This is a genomic window from Acidovorax sp. Leaf73 (genome assembly GCF_916855635.1).
Taxonomy (GTDB): Bacteria; Pseudomonadota; Gammaproteobacteria; order Burkholderiales; family Burkholderiaceae_C; genus Acidovorax; species Acidovorax facilis.
In genome coordinates, this window is record NZ_CAKASI010000002.1 from 547441 (window position 1) to 569560 (window position 22120).

The following is a 22120-nucleotide window of genomic DNA, read 5'->3' on the forward strand; positions in this document are numbered from 1 at the left end:
GACGAGCCAGAAGTTGCCATGCAGCCCAAACCCGCTGTGACTTCCCGCCTTCTGCACCGCATCGCTGCACTGTGCGTGGCATGGGCCGCGCTGGGTTGTTCGCCACAGGCTGTGGGCCAGCCTGCGGCCACCCCGGCAGCGGCCACTGCGCCCTACAAGCTGCGCATCGTGGGGGGGCTGGCAGGTATCAACCAGTACACCCGGCAGGAAGAGCCCTTCTGGAGCAAGGAACTGCTCCGCTTGAGCGGTGGCCGGTTTGACGCTGAAATCGTGCCCTTTGACCGAGCGGGCGTGCCTGGCGCCGAAATGCTGCGCCTGCTGCAGCTGGGTGTGGTGCCTTTTGGCACCACGCTCATGAGCTCGTTCACGGCCCAGTACCCCGAGTACACCGCACCCGATCTGGCGGGGCTGAACCCCGACATTGCCACGCTCAAGACCACGCTGGCGGCGTTTCGCCCTTACCTGGAGAAGAGTCTGCGTGACCAGCACGGCGTGGAGGCGCTGGCGATGTATGTGTATCCGGCCCAGGTGGTGTTTTGCAAGAAGCCCCTGCGCGGGCTGGCCGATCTGGCCGGGCGCCGCACGCGCGTGTCGTCATCCACCCAGGCGGATTTTGTCGGGGCGCTCGGCGGCATCCCCGTGCTGACTGGCTTCGCGCAGATCGTGCCCAGCCTCACGGCGGGCAATACCGAGTGCGCCATCACCGGCACCATGTCGGGCAACACGCTGGGGCTGCATACCATGACCTCCCATGTGCATGCGCTGCCCGTGACCTGGGGACTGGCGGTGTTCAGCGCCAACAAGGCCGCCTGGGAGGCGCTACCGCCCGATCTGCGGGCCCTGCTGCGGCGCGAGCTGCCCCGGCTGGAGGCCGCCATCTGGGAGGAGTCCGAGCGCGAAACCTCCGACGGCATGGCCTGCAACCGTGGCATCCCCGCCTGTGTGGGGGGACGCAAGGGCAGCATGGTGGTGGTGCCGGTGTCTGCGCAGGATGAACGCAGCCGCCAGGAGATCCTTGCCTCCACCGTGCTGCCGCGCTGGGTGCAGCGCTGCGGGCCGCGTTGCGCCCAGGTGTGGAACCAGACGATCGGTCCCGTCCGTGGCCTGGCTGCGGCCCCGGCGAAATGAGGGATACCACGACCCCACTGCGCATCAGGGCCTTTGTATGGGCCGGGGCGGCGGTGTTCATTGCGGCGGTGGTGATGGTGTCTGCCGCGCTGGTATGGAACGCCCGCAAGGTGGCGCTGGACGATTACGAAGCCCAGGCCACCCGTTTTGTGGCGGGTGCCGAAGCGGCGCTCAATCGTTCCCTGCTGGCGGTGGACGTGCTGCTGGCCAGCATGGACGAACTTCTGGGCCTGTCGGGTTCGATGAGCGAATGGGTGGACCCTGACCTTGCAAGCCAGCGCCTGCGCAGCTCCGCTCGGCAGAACCTGATGGTGCGCTATGTGGCGCTGCTGGACGCGAACGGCAAGACCATCGCCTCTTCCGATGCGGCTGGCAGTGCGCTGCCGCTGCAGCTGCCTCCCGGTTTTCTGGCGTCTGTGCTGGAGCAGCCCGTTTCCACCCTGATGATCAGCCCGCCGGTGGTGAGTTTTGCGACTGCCGAGCGCGTGCTGTATTTTGCGCGCCACCTGCGCATGGCCGACAGTTCCCTTGTGGTGGCCATTGCCGAATTGCCGGTGGGGGCGCTCAGCTCGGTGCTGGTCCAGGGTGTGGACATCACAGGCCTGCAAGTGACGCTGGAGCGTGCCGGAGGGCTGCTGCTGCTGAGTGCGCCCAACCGCGAAGAGGCGATCACGCCCGTGCTGTCCCCGCCCCTGCAGGAGGTGGCTGACCTGGGGCAGGCGTGGAAGGCCCCGGCACGATTGAGTGGCGAGCCGGCGCTGGTGGTTTACCGGCCCATCCTGTACCAGGACCTGCGCATCTCGGCGAGCATTCCGCTGCGCGATGCGCTGGCAGGCTGGCGCGACCAGCGCAACGCCATTGCACTGACGGGGCTGTTGTTTGTGGCCATGATCGTGGCAGCGGGCAACCTGGCGCTGCGCTACCTAGACCGCATGTCCCAGGCGCGGCTTGCCATTGCGCAGTCCAAGGCCACACTGGACCAAGCGCTGGAGTCGATGGTGAGTGGTTTTGTACTGCTCGACGGCGAGCAGCGCGTGGTGCAATGGAACAGCCGGTTTGAGGAAATTTTCCCGTGGCTGCGCGCCGTGATGGCGCCCATGGTGCCGTTTCGGCGCGTGATGGAAGAGACCGCCCGGCACCATCTGCCGCGCGCCAGCGAGGAAGAACGCATGCGCTGGGTGGAGCTGCGGCTGCTCAAGCAGAACCAGCACCATGAGCCCCATGAGCAGGTGCTGCCCAATGGCCGCACGATCCAGATCACCGAACGGCCCACACCCGAGGGCGGTCTGGTCATCACTTACCACGACGTGACGGCCCTGCGCCGCGCCAGCGCCGAGATTGAGAGCCTGGCCTTCTACGACCCTCTGACCAATCTGCCCAACCGCCGGCTGCTGATGGACCGCATGCAGCAGGTGATTGCGGCCAGTGTGCGCAGCGGGCAGTACGGGGCCTTGCTGTTCCTGGATCTGGACCACTTCAAGACGCTGAACGACACCATGGGCCATGAGGTGGGCGACATGCTGCTGCGCCAGGTGGCAGAGCGCCTGAAGACCTGCGTGCGCCGCGAGGACACCGTGGCGCGCCTGGGGGGAGACGAGTTCGTGGTCATGCTGCACGAGCTGTCGCTGCACAGCGAAGAGGCGGCTGCCTATGCGCGCCGCGTGGGCGAAAAGATCCTGCGCACGCTCAACATGCCGTACTCGCTGGCCGGGCTCAGCCACCACAGCACGCCCAGCATCGGGGCCACGCTCATGGGCGGGGCGCTGCAGCCCTCCGTCGATCTGCTTAAACAGGCCGACATCGCCATGTACCAGGTCAAGTCGCAGGGCCGCAATGCGCTGTGTTTTTTCGATCCGCAGATGCAGATTGCCATCAGCGTGCGCGCGCAGCTGGAGGGGGATCTGCAGGCCGCGCTGGCCGCGCGGCAGTTCGCGCTGCACTACCAGCCCCAGTTCCATTTGGACGGGCGCATCGTGGGCGCCGAGGCGCTGATCCGCTGGATCCATCCCGAGCGCGGCCTTATTGCGCCGAGCGCCTTCATTGGCGTGGCAGAAGAAAGCGAACTCATCGTGCCCATGGGCCACTGGGTGCTGCGCACCGCGTGCGAGCAGCTGGCGGCGTGGGAGAACGATGCCCGCTACCGGCATGTGCCGCTGTCGGTCAACGTGAGCGCCCGGCAGTTCCGCCAGCGCGACTTCGTGGCCCGCGTGGTCGAGGTGCTGCGCGAGACCGGCGCGCGGCCCCACCTGCTCAAGCTGGAGCTGACCGAGTCGCTGGTGCTGGACAACGTGGACGACACCATTGCCAAGATGGGCCTGCTCAAGACCAAGGGTGTGCGCTTTTCGGTGGACGACTTCGGCACGGGCTACTCGTCGCTAGCCTACCTCACGCGGCTGCCGCTGGACCAGCTCAAGATCGACCAGTCGTTTGTGCGCAACCTGGGTGTGCGGCACACCGACGACGTGATCGTGCAGACCATCATCGGCATGGCGCGCAACCTGGAGCTGGATGTGATTGCCGAAGGTGTGGAAACCGCACAGCAGAAAGCCCTGCTGGCAGACTATGGCTGCCAGCTCTTTCAGGGCTATTTGCTGGGCATGCCCGGGCCGGTATCGGAGCTCGAAGTCTTGTTGCAGCAGGCCGCAACACAAGCCTCGGCCGAAGGCGCAGCAGGCTGATCCCGCCTGCCGCTATCGCCGCGACGACACCACGATCCCGCCCACGATCAGTGCGAATGCCACACCGTGGAAAAGCTGTGGGGTTTCCCCTAAAAAGGCGGCCGACAGGATGCCCGCAAACAGCGGGGTGAGGTTCACGAAGAAGCCCGCCACCGCAGGCCCGGCGCGCTCCACCCCCACGCCCCAGCAGCGATAGGCCAGCACGGCGGGGCCCACGGCGATGAAAGCCAGCGCTGCGATCAGCGGCCAGCCCCATGCGATGTGGGTGTGGCCCATCGCCCATTCCACGCCCGCGAAGCTGCCCGACCATGCCAGGCCAAACACCATCTGCGCCATCAAAAAAGCGGCCCAGTCGCCCCGGATGCGGGCGGGCTCGCTGGTGCGCGACAGCAGCCAGCTGTAGAACGCCCACGAGATGGTGGCCAGCAGCATGAACACATCGCCTGGCACCAGGCGAAAAGCCAGTAGCTGCGACCACTCGCCCCGGCTGAGCACCAGCAGCACGCCACACATCGACAGCAGCGCGCCCAGCAGTTGCCGCCGCGTGACCGCCGCGCCGAAGAACAGCGCCCCCACGGCCAGCATCCACACCGGCATGCTGGAGCCCACCAGCGTCACGTTGATGGGCGTGGAAGTCTGCAGCGCCATGTACTGCAGCGCGTTGTACAGGCCAATGCCGAGCAGCCCCAGCAGTGCATAGCGGCGCCAGTGGGGCCACAGCGGGCTGTCCTTGCGCAGCACGTTGTACGCGAGCGGCAGCAGGATGAAGAAAGCCAGCACCCAGCGGATGAAATTGAGCGTGATGGGCGGGATCAGGTCGTGCACCAGCCGGCCTGTGACGGCGTTGCCAGCCCACAGCAGCGGCGGTATCACCAGCAGCGCCGCCGTACCGGGCGTGAGTCTTTGAGTCATGGGCTGCACTGTAACGGTGCAGGGCAGGACAAGGCTTTCAGATTCATGGCAGGATGGCCGCCGTTTGTCTCGCCCGTTACAGGCCCCATCCATGCCCGTTGGGGACCCGTTCAACACCCGTTATCCAGGAGCGTTTTGCCATGAGCCTTGCCGTCCAGATCCGCCAGCACGGTGGTCCCGAAGAACTTCACATCGTTGACGTCACCGTGGGCGAGCCCGGCCCCGGCGAGATCCGCATCCGCCACCACGCCATCGGCCTGAACTTCATCGACGTGTACCACCGCACGGGGTTGTACCCCCTGAACATGCCCGCCACCATCGGCATGGAAGGCGCGGGCGTGGTCGAAGCCGTGGGCGAGGGCGTTGCGCACCTGAAGGTGGGCGACCGCGCTGCCTACGCCAGCCAGCCCCCCGGCGCTTATTGCGAAGTGCGGGTGATGCCCGCCAAGTGTGTGTGCAAGCTGCCCGATGCCATCAGCTTTGAGAGGGGCGCGGCCATGATGCTCAAGGGCCTGACGGCGCAGTACCTGCTCAAGAAGACGCTGCCCGTGGAAGGCCTGCAGCCCGGCGACCATGTGCTGTTCCACGCCGCTGCGGGTGGGGTAGGCCTGATCGCCAGCCAGTGGGCCAAGGCGCTGGGACTGCAGCTCATCGGCACGGCAGGCACCGATGCCAAGTGCCAGCTGGCCCTGGCTAACGGCGCGGCGCACGCCATCAACTATCAAAAAGAAGATTTCGCAGCCCGGGTCAAAGAGATCACCGGCGGCAAGGGCGTGAAGGTGGTGTACGACTCGGTGGGCAAGGACACCTGGGACAAGTCACTCGACTGCCTGCGTCCCTTTGGCCTCATGGCCAGCTTCGGCAACGCCTCGGGCCCCGTGGCACCGTTTGCACCGGGTTCGCTGGGCGCCAAGGGCTCGCTCTACGTCACTCGCCAGACGCTGTTCACCCACATCGCCACGCGCGAAAGCACGCAGGCCATGGCCGACGACCTGTTTGCCGTGGTGGCCAGTGGACAGGTGAAGATCCACATCGACCAGCGCTACCCGCTGGCCGACGTGCAGCAGGCGCACCGCGACCTGGAAGCACGCAAGACCACGGGCTGCACCATTCTCACGCTGTGACAGCCTCCTACCCCGGCGCATCGTTCGACCAGTGGCTGGTGGGCGCGCGGCAACTGGCGCACCAGCCCGCCCGCCAGCCACGCCAACCCTTGCGGGTGGCGGGGCAGGTGGTAGGGTCGGTGGCGGAAGGATTTCTAAGCAAAATAAGCCTCCAGCGCTTATTGGATAAGCGCTACCAGCTATCAATGGGTGAGCATGGCGGCGCCCCTGCATGGAGTCTGCATCTGCCGCCCGAAGCTGCCTCTGATGCCAACGTCAACGCCACCACCGACGCCCTGAACACCCTGGCCGAAGCGCTGCGCGACGCCAACCTGTGTGGCCCGTGGCGCAACGAGCAACTGGCGGTGACCAACCCCAGCGGCGAAGTCGTGGGCACCGTGGAGCGGGGTGCCGTGCGTGTGCTGGGCATCACCACCTGCGCCGTGCACCTGGTGGGCCTGGCACCCGATGGGCGCATGTGGGTGCAAAAGCGTTCGCTGAACAAACCCAACGACCCAGGCCTGTGGGACACGCTGATGGGCGGCATGATCTCGGCCGCCGACTCGTTGCCCCAAGCTCTGGTGCGCGAGACCTGGGAAGAAGCCGGGCTGCATGTGCACACCCTTGCCGGCGTGGCGCACGGTGGCCATGTGCTGTTCAGCCGCCCCAGCAGCGAGGGGGGCGGCGCGGGGTACATGGTCGAGCGCATCGACTGGTTCCGCGCCGTGGTGCCAGAGGGCATGGCGCCCGACAACCAGGACGGCGAGGTGGACGAGTTTGCACTGCTGCCCTTGGAAGAGGTGCGCGCGCAGGTTGCCCAGGGCCGGTTCACGCTGGAAGCCGGGCTGGTGATTGCGGGTTTCCTGGGGCTGTGAGCGGCGCTTTGGCCCCTGACAGGCAGCCTAAACCCAACAGCGTGGCCTGCACCGCCGCGTCCAGCGGCGTGTGGGGCTCTTCGCCCAGCACGGCGCGCAGCGGGTCGTTGGCCATGCGCACCGGTTGCCTCCACAGGTAGCGCATCTCCCGCAGTTCGCGCAGCGTGGCCACAAACGGCGAGGCGAGTGTGACCAGCCACCACGGAAAGGCCCGCACGTGCGGGGCCGCACCACCATGTGCCACCACGGTGCGGCCAATCGCGGCGGCCATCTGCGTGCCGTCGGCGTCCCAGTGCCCGGCCATGTGAAAGCGTGCAAACGCGGGCAGTGTGGCGCGGCGCTCCAGCAACTGCACCATGGTGCGCGCCACGTCGGGCAGGTATGACCATTGGTGGCCCACGCCGGGTGCGCCGGGCAGGTTCACCGCCTTCACGGGTTGGCCGGGCTTGACGAGGCCTTGCGAGAACCAGCTGTTGCCCACCTGGGGGCCAAAGTAGTCCCCCGCCCGCACGATGAGCACGCGGCAGGTGCCCGCGCGCAACGGGTGGGGCTGGGTCGCCTGCTGCAGGCGCCGCTCCAGCTCCACGCGCACAGTGCCCTTGCGGGTGTGGGGGCGCTGCGGTGAGTCCTCGCGCAGCACTGGGAAGGCGTCGGGCCCGTAGTTGTAGATCGTGCCGGGCAGCACCACGGTGGCACCCACTGCGGTGGCCGCCGCAATGGTGTTGTCGATCATCGGCAGCACCAGCTCGCTCCAGCGCCGGTAGCCGGGCGGGTTGACCGCGTGCACGATCACGTCGCAGCCTGCGGCAGCGGCTACCACGTCCTCGCGCCGCATCGCGTCGCCGCGAATGCAGGCCATGCCGTCGCGTTGCTCCCCGGCCTGCGCCACGCCCCGGTGCAGTGCGCGCACCTGCCATCCCCGGTCGCGCAGCTGCCGCGCCACTTCGCCACCGATGCCCCCGGTCGCACCGAGAACCAGAACCGTATTGCCTGTGTTTGCCATGTTTTGCTCCAAAAAAAGTGGTGATGGATGCAGTGTGGTCGTGGGTTTTGTGAAATGGAATTGCCGAAAATCAGCGCATGGCTATACATTTATGTATGACACAACCTGCACACAAAGACATTGGCTGGGAGCTGTACCGCTCGTACCTGGGCGTGGTGCAAGAGGGATCGCTCTCGGGCGCAGCCCGCGCGCTGGGGGTGACACAACCCACGGTGGGGCGCCACATTGCGGCGCTGGAGCAGGCGCTGGGACTGGTGCTGTTCACCCGCTCGCAGCAGGGCCTGCTGCCGACCGAGGCGGCGCTGGCGCTGCGCCCCTACGCGCAAGCCATGGGCCACACCGCCGCTGCCCTGGTGCGCGCAGCCGACAGCCATGGCGGCGGCGTGCGGGGCACGGTGCGGGTGACGGCCAGCGAGGTGATCGGCGTGGAGGTGCTGCCGCCCATCCTGGCGCAACTGCAAGCCGAGCACCCGGCGCTGACGGTGGAACTGGTGCTCAGCAATCGCGTGCAGGACCTGCTGCAGCACGAGGCCGACATCGCCATCCGCATGACCGAGCCCCGCCAGGACGCATTGATCGCCCGCCGCGTCGGCAGCATTCCCTTGGGACTGCACGCCCACCCCAGCTACCTGCAGGCGCACGGCGTGCCCGAGACGCTGGCCGACCTCCCCCACCACCGCCTGATTGGTTTTGATGCAGAAACGCCCTTTTTGCGCGCCGCGCAAAAGGCGGTGCCCGCGTGGCGGCGCGACCAGTTTGCAGTGCGCAGCGACAGCGATGTGGCGCAACTGGCTTTCATGCGCGCCGGGGGCGGCATTGGCGTTTGCCAGGTGGCACTGGCGCGCCGTAGCACCCCGGCGCTGGTGCATGTGTTGCCACAGCAGTTTGTGTACGGGCTGGAAACCTGGGTGGTGATGCACGAAGACCTGCGCGCCAGCCCGCGCTGCAAGGTCACGCTGGATGCGTTGTGGACGGGGCTGCAGCGCTACGTGGCGGACGTGGAGTGACGGCGAGACAACGCCGCACAGCGGCGGTGGTGAGGTGTTGCTATGAAAATAATAGCTTTTAGCGCTTATGGATAAAGCGCTAGAGACCAGAAAAGGCTTGAATTTCTGCTGAAGGCGCTGCTCAAGCCTGGTCCGCCATTGCCCGCAGCCGGCTGGGGGCCAGTGCTCCGGCCGATTCCAGAATCGGGTAGGCCACCGAGCACAGCAGCGAGTTGATGCGCTTGAGTTCGCTGATCAGGTCGATGTGCAGCGAACTGGTCTCGATGCTTTGCACCGTGTTGTCCGACAGGCGCGCCAGGTGGGTGGCGGAATACGCGTGTTCCAGGTCGCGAAAGCGGGCTTTTTCTTCGAGCAGCTTTTGCGCATCGCGCACGCTGCCGTTGAGGAACACGCTCATCGCCAGGCGCAGGTTGTCGATCAGGCGGGCGTGCAGTTCGTTGATTTCTTCCATGCCGGCCTCGGAGAACTGGCGACCCTTCTTGATCTTCTTGTCCTCGATGTCGATCAGCACGCGCTCGATGATGTCGCCGATCTGCTCCATGTTGATCGTGAAGCTGATGATGTCGGCCCAGCGGCGGCCCTCGCGTTCATCCAGGGCCTCGCGCGAGATCTTGGTCATGTAGTACTTGATGGCCGAGTACAGGCCGTCCACCTCGTCGTCCAGTTTGCGCAGGTCCTGCGCGAGCTGCAGGTCGTCGGTGCGGATCACCTTGTGCAGGCCCAGCAGCATGGATTCGACCACGTCGGCCTGGTGCAGGGCCTCGCGCGCGGCGCACGAGATGGCCAGCGAGGGCGTGGCCAGGGCGGAGGGGTCCAGATGCTGGGGTCGGGTGCCCGCAGCCTGCGCCTTTTCCTTCGGCAGCAGGCGTTGCACCACGCGCGCCACTGTGCCCGTCAGGCCGATGCAGATGATGCCCACCACCACGTTGAATGCCAGGTGGAACAGCACCACCAGTGCTGCGATTTCGGGCACGTAGGGGCGCACATGCTGCAGCCACAGCCCGGTGAGCGGGGTCATGATGATGACGCCAATGATCTTGAAGAACAGGTTGCCCAGTGGCACCTGGCGCGTTTGCACGTTGGCCTTCATCGTGGTCAGCACCGCCAGTACGCCGCTGCCGAGGTTGGCACCCAGCACCAGGCCCAGCGCCACGTCGGGCGGGATGCCGCCGGAGCCTGCCAGCGCGGCGGTGAGCAGCACGGTGGCGAGGCTCGAATACGCCACGATGGCCAGGATGGCGCCGGTGAAGATCTCCAGCAGCAGGTCGCTGGTCAGCGCCCCGAGCAGCGTACGCACCGTGGGTGACTGGGTGAGCACCGTGGTCGATTCGGTGATGAGGCGCAGCGCCAGCAGCATCAGCCCCAGGCCGATCAGCACCCTGCCCACACGGCCCACGGCCGTGTCCTTGCGCGAGATGAACAGCACCACACCTGCGAAGATGAACAGGGGCGACAGCCAGGACAAATCCATCGAGAACACCACCGCCATCACGCTGGTGCCCACGTCGGCGCCCAGCATCACAGCCAGCGCGGCGGGCAGGCCCACCAGGCCCTGGCCCACGAAGGAGGACACGATGAGCGCCGTGGCCGTGCTCGACTGCACCACGGCGGTCACCCCGATGCCCGACAGCACGGCCGTGAACCGGTTGCTGACGCTGTGCGCGATCAACTGGCGCAAATTGGCGCCAAAGACACGCAGGATGCCGGTGCGCACCAAGTGGGTGCCCCAGATCAGCAGCGACACCGCTGCCAACAGATTCAAGAGATGCTTCATGAAAAACCGTTGTTTCTTCTTCTTGTGTCCACCCAAACGAGCATGCGCCATGCACTGCGCAGACGCAAGCGTTAAAGCTGGCGCCCGTGCAGGGAAGCGGTTTCATTCATTTCTGTGCCCGTAGGCGGCGGCAGGCGGGGAGGCATGAGCCTGGCTGCTCGGCTTCCGGGATGAAGAGCGCGCAGAAAATACTGCGGCACCCGGACCATTTGTCACAAAACTGACATATAAGCATACTCCTGATTGAGGAGTTGTGCAGCGATGACCCTGTCGCGGCTGGGTGCTCGGCGGTGGAGGTCTTGTCGCCAGGGCCCGTTTTTTCAGTCGATCAGCTGCCCGCCGTCATGAAACGGGTAGGGCCCCGCGTATTGGCCGCTGGCCACGGTGTGGCTGACCAGCCGTCCCCCCGCAGGCAGAGCGTGCAGCGCAAAGCCGGGCGGCTCCAGCATCCAGGCCGAGGCGGCGTTGGGCGCCAGGTCCAGCCGCACCTGGTGCGCGGGCGATGGCACGGTGGCCGCGATGGTGCCGCCAAACCGCACCTGGATGGCCCGGTGCAGGTGCCCGCAGATCACACGCTCCACCTGCGGGTGGCGGGCCACGATGGCTTCGAGCGCATCGGCGCCTTCGCGCAGGCCGATGTCGTCCATGTGGCCAATCAGCGTGCGAAACGGTGGGTGGTGCATGGCGATCACCACCGGGCGGCTGGTGTGGCGTGCCAGCTCTTCCTCCAGCCATTGCAGGCGCTCTGTGCACAGGCTGCCCTCGCTGGCGCCGGGCACCACGGTATCGAGCGCGATGAGCTGCATGCCGCCCACCGGCACGCTGTACTGGATGAAGCCCTCGGACCCCAGGTAGTGGTGCTGCGGAAAGCTCGCGCGCATCTGCTCGCGGCTGTCGTGGTTGCCGGGCAGCAGGTACACCGGCATGTTCAGCGGCGTGAGCAGGGCGCGCAGGTGCTCGTATTCGGCGGCGCGGCCAAAGTCTGTCAGGTCGCCAGTGATGACGGCGGCATGGGGCGCCTGCGGCAGCCGGTTCACGCTGGCCACGGCCTCGGCCAGATAGGGCGCGGTATTGATGCGGCCATAGGCCAGGCGGCCGGGCTCGCGGATGTGGGGGTCAGACAGTTGGAGCAGCAGTGTGGTGGTCATGGCTAAAAGGCGTGCAGGCGGGGTAGGGCTGGCTGGGTCAGTCGCTGGTTTCGTGGCAGGGCATGAGGCGCTCGGGGGCGATGCGCACGCCCACGGTGTCGCCCGTGCGGGCGGGGTGGTCGCGCGGCACATCGGCCATCAGCGGGGGCTGGTCGGCCAGGGCCAGAATCAGTTGCACGCGGTCGCCCAGAAAGCTGCGGCGCGTGACTTCGGCCTGACCCCAGCCAGTTTGAAGGGCCGACACCTCGATGTCTTCAGGCCGCACGAGCAAGGCCGTGTGGGCCTGCACGGCGGCAGGGCAGGGCAGAGGCAGCCCACCCAGCATCAACACGGCCTGGGCGCTTGCGGCGGCGTCCCGTTGGAGCCGGTTCACGCGGCCCAGAAACTGCGCCACAAAGGGGTGGGTGGGCGCGCGGTACAGCGTCTCGCCATCGCCCACCTGCACGATCTGGCCCGCGTGCATCACCGCCAGGCGGTCGGCAATGGCCAGGGCTTCTTGCTGGTCGTGGGTGACGTGGATGGCGGTGATGTGCAGGCGCCGCAGCAGGTCGGCCAGCTCGTCGCGCAGAGACTCCTTGAGCTTGGCATCCAGCGCGGTCAAGGGCTCGTCCAGCAGCAGCACGCGGGGGCGCACCGCCACGGCGCGGGCCAGGGCCACACGCTGGCGCTGGCCACCGGAGAGCTCGGCGGGGCGCTTGTGCTCCAACCCTTGCAGACGCACCAAGTCCACCAGCTCGCCCACGGTGCGGCGGCGCTCGGCCTCGGGCACGTTGCGGATCTTGAGGCCGTAGCCGATGTTGGCTGCCACCGTCATTTGCGGGAACAGGGCGTAGTGCTGGAACACCATGCCGATGCCACGCTGCTCGATGGGCAGGCGCGTCACGTCGGTGCCGCCAAAGGCAATGCGGCTGCCTTCATCGGGCGCCTCCAGCCCGGCAATCAGGCGCAGCAGTGTGGTCTTGCCGCAGCCCGATGGCCCCAGCAAGGCGACGACCTCGCCGGGCTCCACAGTGAGGTCGGTCGGCCGCAGGCCCCGCGTGCCATCAGGGTAGGTTTTGGCGCATTGGTTTATCTCCACGCGCGTGCGTTCAAGTTCCATGGTGTTTTTCGATCAGGGTGCCGACGGCCTGCAGGCCCCACAGCACGGGCAGGATGACGATAAGAAAGACCAGCGTGTAAGCGGAGCCGATCTCGATGCGCATGGACGCATAGCTGTCGGCCAGGCCTACGGGCAGGGTGCGGGTCAGCGGGGTGTGCAGCATCCAGGTGAGGTTGAATTCGCCCACCGACAGCGTGAACACCATCAGGCTGCCCGCCACGATGGCGGGCAACACGGCGGGCACCAGCACACCCAAAAAGCGCTGCCCGAAGCTGGCACCCAGCGAGCGTGCCGCTTCTTCAAGCGAGAGCAGTTCCTTGCGCTGGAATGCAGCGCCCACGGTGCGCACCATGAACGGCAGGGTGAACACCATGTGCCCCACCAGGATGAACGCAAAGCTGGTGCGAAAGCCTTGCAGCGTGCCGTAGGCCAGGATCAAGGCCAGCGCGCTGGCCAGGCCGGGCACGGCCACTGGCAAGGTCAGCAGTTCTTCAAACAGGCGTGCGGCGCGCGAGCGGCTGCGTGCCAGCGCATACGCGCAGGGAACGCCCAGCAGCAGGTTGCCCAGCACACACAGCAGCGCAAGGCCCAGCGACCAGCCCACGGTGCCACCGTACAGGTCCCACACCTCGTGCAGCCATCGTGTGGTGAGCCCGCTGGAAATGCCAGTGCTGTAGTTGTTGACGAGCCCCGCCATCACCGACAGCGCGATGGGGGCGAGCATGAACGCCGCCACCAGCGCCGTGAGCGCCAGCAGGGGGAAGGAGGCTTGTTGGGTCGTGCGCATGGTGGTGGTTACGCCCCGGCAGCCGGTGCCGGGCCCGCAACACGGCGGGACAGCCACAGCACTACCCAGGTGATGAGCCCCAGGGTGATCGACAGGCTGGCGGCCAGTGCAAAGTTAGCGTAGTTGGTGAACTCGTTGTAGATGGTGATGGGCAGCACCTCGAACTTGCTGGACAGCGTGAACGCGGTGCCAAACGCGCCCATGGCCGTGGCGAACACAATGGCCCCGCACGACAGCGTGGTGGGCGCGAGTTCGGGCACCCACACGTCGCGCACCACCCGCCAGCGCGGCGCGCCCAGCGAGCGGGCGGCTTCTTCCAGTGCCGCATCCATGGCCCCGGCCGCCGCTGTGTAGGTCGCAACGGCCCGTGGCAGCGAGAAGTACAGATAGGCCAGGAACAGCCCGGCCAGGCCGTAGGCAAACGTGATGCGGCCCAGGCCCAGGGCGTCCGTCAGGTCGGCCACCAGGCCTTGGCGGCCACCGAGCAAGATCATGAAAAAACCAATGATCACGCCTGGAAACGACAGCGGCAACGTCAGCAGCGACAGCAGCAGCTGCCGCCCTGTAAAACGGTGCCGCGCCAGCGTGATGCCCACGGCCGCGCCCAGCACCAGGGTGGCCAGCGTCACCGCCAGGGACAGCCCCAGTGTCTGCAGCAGGCTTTGCAGGTAGCGCGGGTGGGTGAGCACCACCAAGTAGGTCTCCCAGCCCTTGCTGGCGGGCAGCGCAATCAGCTGCACGATGGGCAGCAGCCAGAACGCTGCAAAGAATGCCACGGCAGGTGCGGTACACGCCAGCAGCAGCGCGCGGGATGGAGCAAAGCTGTTGTGGCGCATGTGCATCTCTCCAGCTCGCCCCGGCTTACTGGGCTTCTTTCAGGTAGCGGTCCGAGAAGGCCTTTTGCACTGCGGCCATCTTGCTGTAGTCCACCGTTTTGGCGCGTGCGTATTCGCTGGCAGGCAGGAAGCGGGCCTGCACCTCCTTGGACATGGCGCTGGCGCGCACCGGGCGCAGGTAGGCATTGGCCCACAGCGCCTGGCCTTCGTCCGACAACACAAAGTCCAGCACCTTCTTGCCGTTGTCGGCGTGCGGCGCGTTGGCCACCAGGCTCATCACGTAGGGCACCACCACCGTGCCTTCAGTGGGGATCACAAACTGCACATTGGCCTTGTCCTTGTACTTGGCGCGGTAGGCGTTGAAGTCGTAGTCCAGCAGGATCGCGATCTCGCCCGACAGTACACGGGCGTAAGACGTTTGCTTGGGAACGATGGGCTCGTTCTTCTGCAGCGCCTTGAAGTAGTCGATGCCAGGGCCGAAGTTGTCCAGCGTGCCGCCGCGCGCCTGGTTCACTGCCACAGCGCCCACATAGCCCACGAAGGCCGATGCCGGGTCCAGGTAGCCGATGAGGCCCTTGTAGTCGGGCTTGAGCAGGTCGGCCCAGGACTGCGGCACGGGCTTGCCCTTGAGTGCATCCACATTGACCATGAAGCCCAGGGTGCCCGAGTGGATGGTGAACCAGTGGCCTGCAGGGTCCTTCAGGCCATCGGGAATCTCGGCCCATGCAGCGGGCTTGTAGGTGGCTACCACACCATCCTTTTGCGCCTGGATGGCGAAGGTCACGCCCAGGTAGGTTACATCCGCCACGGGGCTGGCTTTTTCTGCCACCAGCTGGGCCAGCGACTGGCCGGAGTTCTTGTTGTCTGGTGGCACGGTGATACCGGTCTTGGCCTTGATGGCCTTGATCTGGCTGCCCCAGTCGGCCCATTCGGGCGGGCAGTTGTAGCAGATGGCGTTTTGCGCCATGGCCGTGGCACCGGCGGCCAGGCCCCAGGCCAGCAGCGTGGCGCGGGTGAAGTTTTTGAGGGTTGTTTTCATGGATCAGCTCCTTGGGTTCAGGTGAGGGGAGGAACAAGGGAAGAGGCGGGCGGTGCGCAGGACTCGCCAGCGCGGAACTGGTGCGCCAGCGTCAGACCCATGTCGGGCCCCAGCGGGTTGCCACTGGCCACTGCCTGGGCCAGCAGCTCCACGCTGTGGCGGCCGATGTCGGCATTGGGTTGCACCACGGTGCTCAGTTGCGGAGTGAGGTCTTGCCCCAGCGCAATGCCGTCGAAGCCCACCACGCTCAGGTCGCGCGGCACTGCCAGGCCCGCCAGGTGCGCGGCGCGGATGCTGCGGATGGCCAGCAGGTCGTTGGAACACACCAGGGCCGTGGGGCGGTCTTGGCTGTTCAGGGCTTCGCCCAACACCTCTGGCGCAGCGGCCACGAAGGGCACCTGCAACACAGGCTGGGCCCGCAGGCCTGCCTGCTCCATGCCGCGCGCGTAGCCCCGGCAGCGTTGTTGCGCGCGGTCAGAGGCGCTGAGCAGCCCGCTGACCATGGCGATGCGGCGGTGCCCCAGCGTGGCCAGATGGGTCACCACGTCGGCCACAGCCAGCTCGCTGTTCACCGACACGCAGGGGTGATCGGGGTGGTGGTTGTAGGCGAGCACATAGGGCAGACCCACCTCGGCCAGCCGCTGCAGTGCGGTGGAGGTGGCGGGGTTCGAAACCACCAGGATCATCCCGTCTACGTTGCCCGCCAGCAGCAGGTTCACCGCGCGGTCTTCCTGGTCCAGGCGGTAGTCGGTGGTGAACGGCGAGATGGCGTAGCCACCCGCTACGGCGGCCTGGGCAATGCCTTCCAGGCATTCGGCAAACACGGGGTTGGTGAGTGTGGGCAACACCACGCCCAGCACACGGCTGCGCTGGGTGCGCAAGGTGCGCGCGCTGGCGTTGGGCAGATAGCCCAGGGTGCGGGCGATGTGCTCCACATGCTCGCGCGTGGCCGGGGCCACTTTGTCAGGCACGTTGAAAACACGCGACACGGTGGCAACCGACACACCGGCCTCGCGGGCGACTTCCAGAATGCTCATGGCAGTTTGGTGCAATACATTTGATGTAAACGTTTACATTGCAACCGCTGACCGTGACATGCGCATGACACTGCATGCGGCAAGAGCAACTGGCGCTACAAAGCAAACAGCCCGCACGAGGCGGGCTGTTGCAAGGCTTGCACGGGGGATGCCGGTGGCGTCAGCGCTCGCGCCGCACGCGAAGCAGCTCATCCAGAATGAGACACGCTGCCCCCAGCGTGATGGCCGAGTCCGCCACGTTGAACGCCGGAAAGTGCCAGCCGCTCACATGGAAGTCCAGAAAGTCCACGACATAGCCGTGCATCAGCCGGTCCACCACATTGCCCACCGCGCCGCCCAGAATGCTCGACAGCGCGAAGCCGAAGAGCTTTTGCCCCGGGTGGGCACGCAGCTGCCACACGATGAAGATCGTGGCTGCCACGCCGATGCCGGTGAACAGCCACCGTTGCCAGCCCCCCGCGTCCGACAGGAACGAAAACGCAGCACCCGTGTTGTGCGCCCGCACGATGTTGAAGAAGCTGGTGATGAACGTGGAATCGCCCAACTGGTAGTGGTTGAGGATCAGGGTCTTTGTGATCTGGTCGACCACCACAAGCACCACAGCCCAGGCCAGCCAGGGCCACATGCTCGCGCCGGAACGCCCGGCCTGCAATGTGCGGTCCATCAGGCGTGCTCCCGGCTCTCGCCGTCGCCGTAGAGGTTGCTGGTGCAGCGGCCGCAGATCGTCGGGTGGGCGGCGTCCTGCCCTACATCGCTGCGGTAGTGCCAGCAGCGCTCGCATTTGGCATCAGAACTGGGCTTGACGCTTATCTGTAATGCGCTACCAGCTACCAATTCGATAGCAGATGTGATGAACACGAACTTGAGGTCATCGCCCAGGCTGGCCAGCAGCGCATGGTCTTCGGGCGCCGCCGTGAGGGTAACGGTGGCCTGCAGGGACGAGCCCACCTTGCCATCGGCGCGCAGTGCTTCGATCTCCTTGTTCACCGCATCACGGATCTCGCGGATGCGCGACCACTTGGCCAGCAGGCCTTCGTCGGCACCGGCACCCACGCCCGCCACGTTGCCGTAGGTCTCCAGGAAGATGGAGTCGGAGCTGCCGAACACCTTCCACGCCTCTTCGGCCGTGAACGACAGGAACGGCGCCATCCAGCGCAGCATGGCGTGCGTGATGTTGTAGAGCGCGGTCTGCGCGCTGCGGCGGGCCAGGCTCTTGGGCGCCGTGGTGTACAGGCGGTCCTTGAGCACGTCGAGGTAAAAGCCGCCCAGGTCTTCCGAGCAGTACAGCTGCAGCTTGGCCACCACGGGGTGGAATTCGTAGACCTTGTAGTGCGCCAGCACCTCGGCCTGGAACTCGGATGCGCGGGTGAGGGCGTAACGGTCGATCTCCAGCATCTGGTCGAACGGCACGGCGTCCTTGGCCGGGTCGAAATCGCTCACGTTGGCCAGCAGGAAGCGCAGTGTGTTGCGGATGCGGCGGTAGGCGTCCACCACGCGGGCCAGGATCTTCTCGTCGCCCGCGATGTCGCCGGAGTAGTCGCTGGCGGCCACCCACAGACGGATGATCTCGGCGCCCAGCTTCTTGTTGATTTCCTGCGGGTCGATGCCGTTGCCCAGCGACTTGCTCATCTTGCGGCCCTGGCTGTCCACGGTGAAGCCATGGGTCAGCAGGCCGCGATAGGGCGCGCGGCCTTCCAGCGCGGAGGCCAGCAGCAGCGAGCTATGGAACCAGCCGCGGTGCTGGTCATGGCCTTCGAGGTACAGGTCGGCCTCGGGGCCCGTGTCGTGGTGCACCTCGGGGTGCGTGCCGCGCAGCACGTGGCTGAAGGTCGAGCCGGAATCGAACCACACCTCCAGGATGTCGGTGCTCTTGGTGTAATGCGGCGCGTCTTCGGCGCCCAGGATTTCTTCGGTCGTCACGCGGCTCCAGGCCTCGATGCCGCCCTTTTCGACGATGTCAGCGGCCTGGTCCATGATTTCCATGGTGCGCGGGTGCAACTCGCCCGAATCCTTGTGCAGAAAGAACGGGATGGGCACGCCCCAGCTGCGCTGGCGCGAGATGCACCAGTCGGGCCGGCCGGCGATCATGTCGTGCAGGCGGGCCTTGCCGTTCTCGGGGTAGAAGCTGGTGTGCTCGATGGCATCCAGGGCGATCTGGCGCAGCGTCTTAGCGGGCTTCATGCCGGGCTTCGTGAACACGCCTTCGCCCTCGTCCATGCGCACGAACCACTGTGCGGCGGCGCGGTAGATCACCGGCGTCTTGTGACGCCAGCAGTGCGGGTAGCTGTGTGTGATGTCCTTGGTGGTCATCAGGCGGCCTGCGTTGCGCAAGGCTTCGATGATCACGGGCACGGCCTTCCAGATGTGCTGGCCGCCGAACAGCGGGAAGTCGGCCGCGTAGGTGCCGTTGCCCTGCACGGGGTTCAGGATGTCGTCGAGCGCCATGCCATGCGCGCGGCAGGAGTTGAAGTCTTCCAAACCATAGGCGGGCGAGGAGTGCACGATACCCGTGCCGTCGTCGGCCGTGGCGTAGTCGGCCAGGTACACGGGCGACAGGCGCTTGTAACCCTGGGTTCCGTCCTCGCTCTTCAGGTCGTACAGCGGGTGTTCAAATTCCAGGCCGCCCAGGTTCTTGCCCAGGGTGGTGGCCAGCACGCTGCCCGTGAGGCCGTACCGCTCCAGGCACGAGGCCACCAGCGGCTCGGCCACGAGCAGGATGCGCTCGCCCGTGTCCACCAGCGCGTAGCTGATCTCGGGGTTCAGGTTCAGCGCCTGGTTGGCAGGGATGGTCCAGGCAGTGGTGGTCCAGATGACCACAAACGCATCCTTGGCCAATGCGGGCAGGTCAAAGGCGGCTGCCAGCTTGGCGGGGTCGTGCGACTTGAAGGCCACGTCCAACGTGGTGCTCTTCTTGTCCTGGTATTCGATCTCGAACTCGGCCAGCGAAGAGCCGCAGTCAAAACACCAGTACACGGGCTTGAGGCCCCGGTACACAAAGCCGCGCTCCATCACGCGCTTGAAGGCGCGGATCTCGCCCGCCTCGTTGGCGGGGTTCATGGTCTTGTAGGGGTTGTCCCATTCGCCCAGCACGCCCAGGCGCTTGAAGTCCACCATCTGCTGCGCGATCTGCTCGGTGGCAAACGCGCGGCTCTTGGCCTGCATGTCATCGCGGCTCAGGTTGCGGCCGTGTTTCTTCTCGATGGCGTTCTCGATCGGCAGACCGTGGCAGTCCCAGCCAGGCACGTACAGCGCGTCAAAGCCTTCGAGCTGGCGCGCTTTGGTGATCATGTCCTTCAGGATCTTGTTGACCGCATGACCCATGTGGATCTGGCCGTTGGCGTAGGGCGGGCCGTCGTGCAGGATGAATTTGGGCGCACCCCGACGGGCATCCCGCAGGCGCTTGTAGATGCCTTGGTCTTCCCAGTCCTTGACCCAGCCCGGCTCGCGCTTGGGCAGGTCGCCACGCATGGGGAAGGAGGTGTCGGGCAGGTTGAGGGTGCTGCGGAAATCCGTGGAAGGAGTGCTGGCGTTGTCGTCGGACATGAGGGAGCCTTAAAAACGGGGCATTCCGGGGCAAGGCCCGGAGCAAGAACGGGGTTGGAGCGCGAAGGATGGCGGGCCCGTCAGGCGGGCGCTGCGAGAAGCAGCTCCCTCAAATTCGGTCGCGGGTGGTCTGGCGCCGGGTTTCGGTGTGGTTGGGTGCCTGGGCCGAGGCAAAGTAGGCACGCGCGTCGGCGCAGTCTTTGGCGATGCCCTTCGTCAAGGCATCCAGACCGTCGTATTTCAGCTCGTCGTGCAGTTTGTGTAGCAGTTCCACGCGCACGATTTTACCGTACGCCCCCTCGGGCCCCAGATCGGCGGGCCAATGCAGGCAATGGGTTTCCAGCAGCACGCGCCCGCCGTTGACGTCGTTCGGGTCCAGCGAGGGGCGCACGCCCAGGTTGGCCACCCCTGGCAACGGCTCGGCGGCAAGGCCATGCACCAGCACGGCAAAGATGCCGCTGGCGGCAGGCTTCCAGTGGGCAAAGCGCAGGTTCAGGGTGCGAAAGCCGTCGCCGGCTCCACCGGCGGTGGCGCCCAGCTCGCGCCCCAGCTTGCGTCCGTGCACCACATGGCCGCTGATGGTGTAGGGCCGTCCCAGCAGGCGTGCCGCGGCTTCCATGTCGCCTGCGGCCAGCGCCTGGCGCACGGCGGAACTGGACACGCGCAGCCCATGCACCTCGTAGCTGTTCATGCGCGCCACGTCAAAACCCTTGGCTTGCCCGGCGGCGTCCAGCATCGCGTAGTCGCCGGCGCGCTGGCGGCCAAAGCGGAAATCGTCGCCCACCAGCACATACCGGGCCCCCAGGCCACGCACCAGCACCTCGTCGATGAAAGCGTCGGGCGACTGGGCGGCCAGCCGCGCGTCAAACGGCAGCACCACGGTCTGCTGCACACCGCAGCGGGCCAGTTCGGTGAGCTTGTCGCGCAGGGTGCCGATGCGTGCGGGTGCCAGCTCGGGCTTTTGGTGGGCGCCCGCGAAGTAGTCGCGGGGGTGGGGCTCGAACGTCAGCACGCAGCTTTCCACGCCCCTGTGTGCAGCCTCGCTGTTCAGCAAGGCCAGCATGGCCTGGTGGCCCCGGTGCACACCATCGAAATTGCCGATGGTCAGCGCACAGGCATTGGCAATGCCAGGGTGGTGGAATCCGCGAAAGATCTTCATCGGTTTGTTATCTTTTTGATAGCAGCATGCGCAAGTCCATCAAGCGCAGGACGCCAATTTGTCATGAAAACGGAGTATATTGTGACCCACGGCTGGCCCCGCGCAGGGCTGCCCGCGAGACATCTGCGTTCCGATCCTTGTGTACTTTGTGTTCCAGGAGGCGTGTTTTGAAGGTCTTGAAGCTGTCAGCCCAAGGGCTGCCCCAATCGTGGATTTCGCTGGAGCAGGCGGTGATTCATTACGCCGCCGGGGAAGTGCGCTGGGAGTCTGGTGCACAGATTGCCCGGTTCCGGGGCGGGCACAACGCCATCTCGGGTGAGCAATCGGTGATCGCCATCAACAGCATCATCGGCACCAAGGGCGTGCCCAGCATCAATCCGTTCGAGCTCAAGCCCAGCCTGACCAACAGCAAGCTCTTTGCCCGCGACCGCAATGTGTGCGCCTACTGCGGCGGGCATTTTCATGAGGAAGACCTGACGCGCGAGCACATCGTGCCGTTTGCGCGCAACGGCCAGGACCACTGGATGAACGTGGTCACGGCGTGCCGCCCCTGCAACCACCGCAAGGGCCCCCGCACTCCAGAGCAGGCACACATGCCGCTGCTGTATGCGCCCTATGTGCCGAGTCTGTGGGAGGACTTCATCCTGCGTAACCGGCGCATCCTGGCCGATCAGATGGAGTTCCTGATGGCGCACGTCCCCAAGTCCTCGCGTCTTTTGGCGTAGAGCGGCCAATACGACCCCGCTGGCGTCGTTGCTTCGTCTTGCCGTGAGGGCCTGCCAACCCTCTTTTCGGGGATCGCGTTGCCCGACCTGGGGGTGGGATGCAAGGCGCCTGTGCGCAGCAAGGTAGGCACCTTGCAAGCGCGGGCAACGCCGCAGACGGCCCCCAGGCCGGGCAACCCGAAGGGAAGGCCCCTGCGGGCGCGCCACTCGTCGTTCCGCTCCTTACGTGTGCAAGAGTGCACGCTGCGTCGCGCGCCTAGATTGGCA

The 22120-nt window shown here is 66.2% G+C and carries 18 protein-coding genes; 6 read left to right on the top strand and 12 right to left on the bottom strand.

Features of this window, described 5'->3' with window-relative positions; translation table 11 throughout:
- Positions 1–18: 18 nt before the first annotated feature.
- Entirely contained in the window at positions 19–1128 is a 1110-nt protein-coding gene (locus tag LPA35_RS08875) for a TRAP transporter substrate-binding protein (protein ID WP_228896551.1), read from the top strand.
- Entirely contained in the window at positions 1125–3806 is a 2682-nt protein-coding gene (locus LPA35_RS08880) for an EAL domain-containing protein (RefSeq protein ID WP_228896553.1), read from the top strand. The genes LPA35_RS08875 and LPA35_RS08880 overlap by 4 nt, the downstream gene beginning before the upstream one ends.
- A gap of 12 nt (positions 3807–3818) precedes the next feature.
- Here the strand turns inward: LPA35_RS08880 and LPA35_RS08885 are convergent, their stop codons facing one another.
- Positions 3819–4718 carry a DMT family transporter gene (locus LPA35_RS08885; protein WP_121420880.1) on the bottom strand — a complete coding sequence of 300 codons (900 nt, stop codon included), beginning with the start codon at positions 4716–4718 and terminating at the stop codon, positions 3819–3821.
- Between the two features lie 140 nt (positions 4719–4858).
- Between LPA35_RS08885 and LPA35_RS08890 the strand changes: the two genes are divergently transcribed.
- On the top strand, positions 4859–5842 hold the full coding sequence (locus LPA35_RS08890) for a quinone oxidoreductase (protein WP_228896555.1): 984 nt from the start codon (positions 4859–4861) through the stop codon (positions 5840–5842).
- The gene (locus LPA35_RS08895) at positions 5839–6696 is read left to right on the top strand and encodes an NUDIX domain-containing protein (RefSeq protein ID WP_228896557.1); all 858 of its coding nucleotides are present in this window, start codon (positions 5839–5841) and stop codon (positions 6694–6696) included. The genes LPA35_RS08890 and LPA35_RS08895 overlap by 4 nt, the downstream gene beginning before the upstream one ends.
- Here the strand turns inward: LPA35_RS08895 and LPA35_RS08900 are convergent.
- Positions 6650–7699: an NAD(P)H-binding protein gene (locus LPA35_RS08900; RefSeq protein ID WP_228896558.1), complete on the bottom strand. Its 1050-nt coding sequence runs from the start codon at positions 7697–7699 to the stop codon at positions 6650–6652. The two genes, LPA35_RS08895 and LPA35_RS08900, sit on opposite strands and share 47 nt — an antisense overlap.
- 95 nt (positions 7700–7794) lie before the next feature.
- On the opposite strand from LPA35_RS08900, the gene LPA35_RS08905 reads away from it, so the two are divergent.
- Positions 7795–8706: a LysR family transcriptional regulator gene (locus LPA35_RS08905; protein ID WP_228896560.1), complete on the top strand. Its 912-nt coding sequence runs from the start codon at positions 7795–7797 to the stop codon at positions 8704–8706.
- Between the two features lie 121 nt (positions 8707–8827).
- Here LPA35_RS08905 and LPA35_RS08910 read toward each other — a convergent pair whose 3' ends face one another.
- The 10 genes from LPA35_RS08910 to LPA35_RS08955 form a co-directional block, all read right to left on the bottom strand.
- Positions 8828–10480 (bottom strand): Na/Pi cotransporter family protein, encoded by a 1653-nt coding sequence (locus LPA35_RS08910; RefSeq protein WP_121422825.1) that lies wholly within the window; start codon positions 10478–10480, stop codon positions 8828–8830.
- 320 nt (positions 10481–10800) lie between these two features.
- On the bottom strand, positions 10801–11628 hold the full coding sequence (locus LPA35_RS08915; RefSeq protein ID WP_218300459.1) for a phosphodiesterase: 828 nt from the start codon (positions 11626–11628) through the stop codon (positions 10801–10803).
- A gap of 37 nt (positions 11629–11665) precedes the next feature.
- The gene (locus LPA35_RS08920; RefSeq protein ID WP_228896562.1) at positions 11666–12727 is read right to left on the bottom strand and encodes an ABC transporter ATP-binding protein; all 1062 of its coding nucleotides are present in this window, start codon (positions 12725–12727) and stop codon (positions 11666–11668) included.
- Complete coding sequence (locus LPA35_RS08925) at positions 12717–13514, bottom strand: ABC transporter permease (protein ID WP_121420874.1); 798 nt, start codon at positions 13512–13514, stop codon at positions 12717–12719. Before LPA35_RS08925 ends, LPA35_RS08920 begins: the two co-directional genes overlap by 11 nt.
- An 8-nt stretch (positions 13515–13522) precedes the next feature.
- Positions 13523–14356 (bottom strand): ABC transporter permease, encoded by an 834-nt coding sequence (locus LPA35_RS08930; RefSeq protein ID WP_228896563.1) that lies wholly within the window; start codon positions 14354–14356, stop codon positions 13523–13525.
- Positions 14357–14375: 19 nt separating this feature from the next.
- Positions 14376–15389 (bottom strand): ABC transporter substrate-binding protein, encoded by a 1014-nt coding sequence (locus LPA35_RS08935; protein WP_228896565.1) that lies wholly within the window; start codon positions 15387–15389, stop codon positions 14376–14378.
- A gap of 17 nt (positions 15390–15406) precedes the next feature.
- On the bottom strand, positions 15407–16426 hold the full coding sequence (locus LPA35_RS08940) for a LacI family DNA-binding transcriptional regulator (protein WP_228896567.1): 1020 nt from the start codon (positions 16424–16426) through the stop codon (positions 15407–15409).
- Positions 16427–16586: 160 nt separating this feature from the next.
- Positions 16587–17090 carry a signal peptidase II gene (gene lspA, locus LPA35_RS08945; RefSeq protein ID WP_121420870.1) on the bottom strand — a complete coding sequence of 168 codons (504 nt, stop codon included), beginning with the start codon at positions 17088–17090 and terminating at the stop codon, positions 16587–16589.
- On the bottom strand, positions 17090–19969 hold the full coding sequence (gene ileS / locus LPA35_RS08950; RefSeq protein WP_228896569.1) for an isoleucine--tRNA ligase: 2880 nt from the start codon (positions 19967–19969) through the stop codon (positions 17090–17092). Before ileS ends, lspA begins: the two co-directional genes overlap by 1 nt.
- Positions 19970–20078: 109 nt before the next feature.
- Positions 20079–21128, bottom strand: a complete 1050-nt coding sequence (locus tag LPA35_RS08955; RefSeq protein ID WP_228896571.1) for a bifunctional riboflavin kinase/FAD synthetase — start codon at positions 21126–21128, stop codon at positions 20079–20081.
- A gap of 167 nt (positions 21129–21295) precedes the next feature.
- Here LPA35_RS08955 and LPA35_RS08960 point away from each other — a divergent pair, with 167 nt between their 5' ends.
- Entirely contained in the window at positions 21296–21853 is a 558-nt protein-coding gene (locus LPA35_RS08960) for an HNH endonuclease (RefSeq protein WP_055401504.1), read from the top strand.
- The last annotated feature ends 267 nt before the right edge of the window (positions 21854–22120 follow it).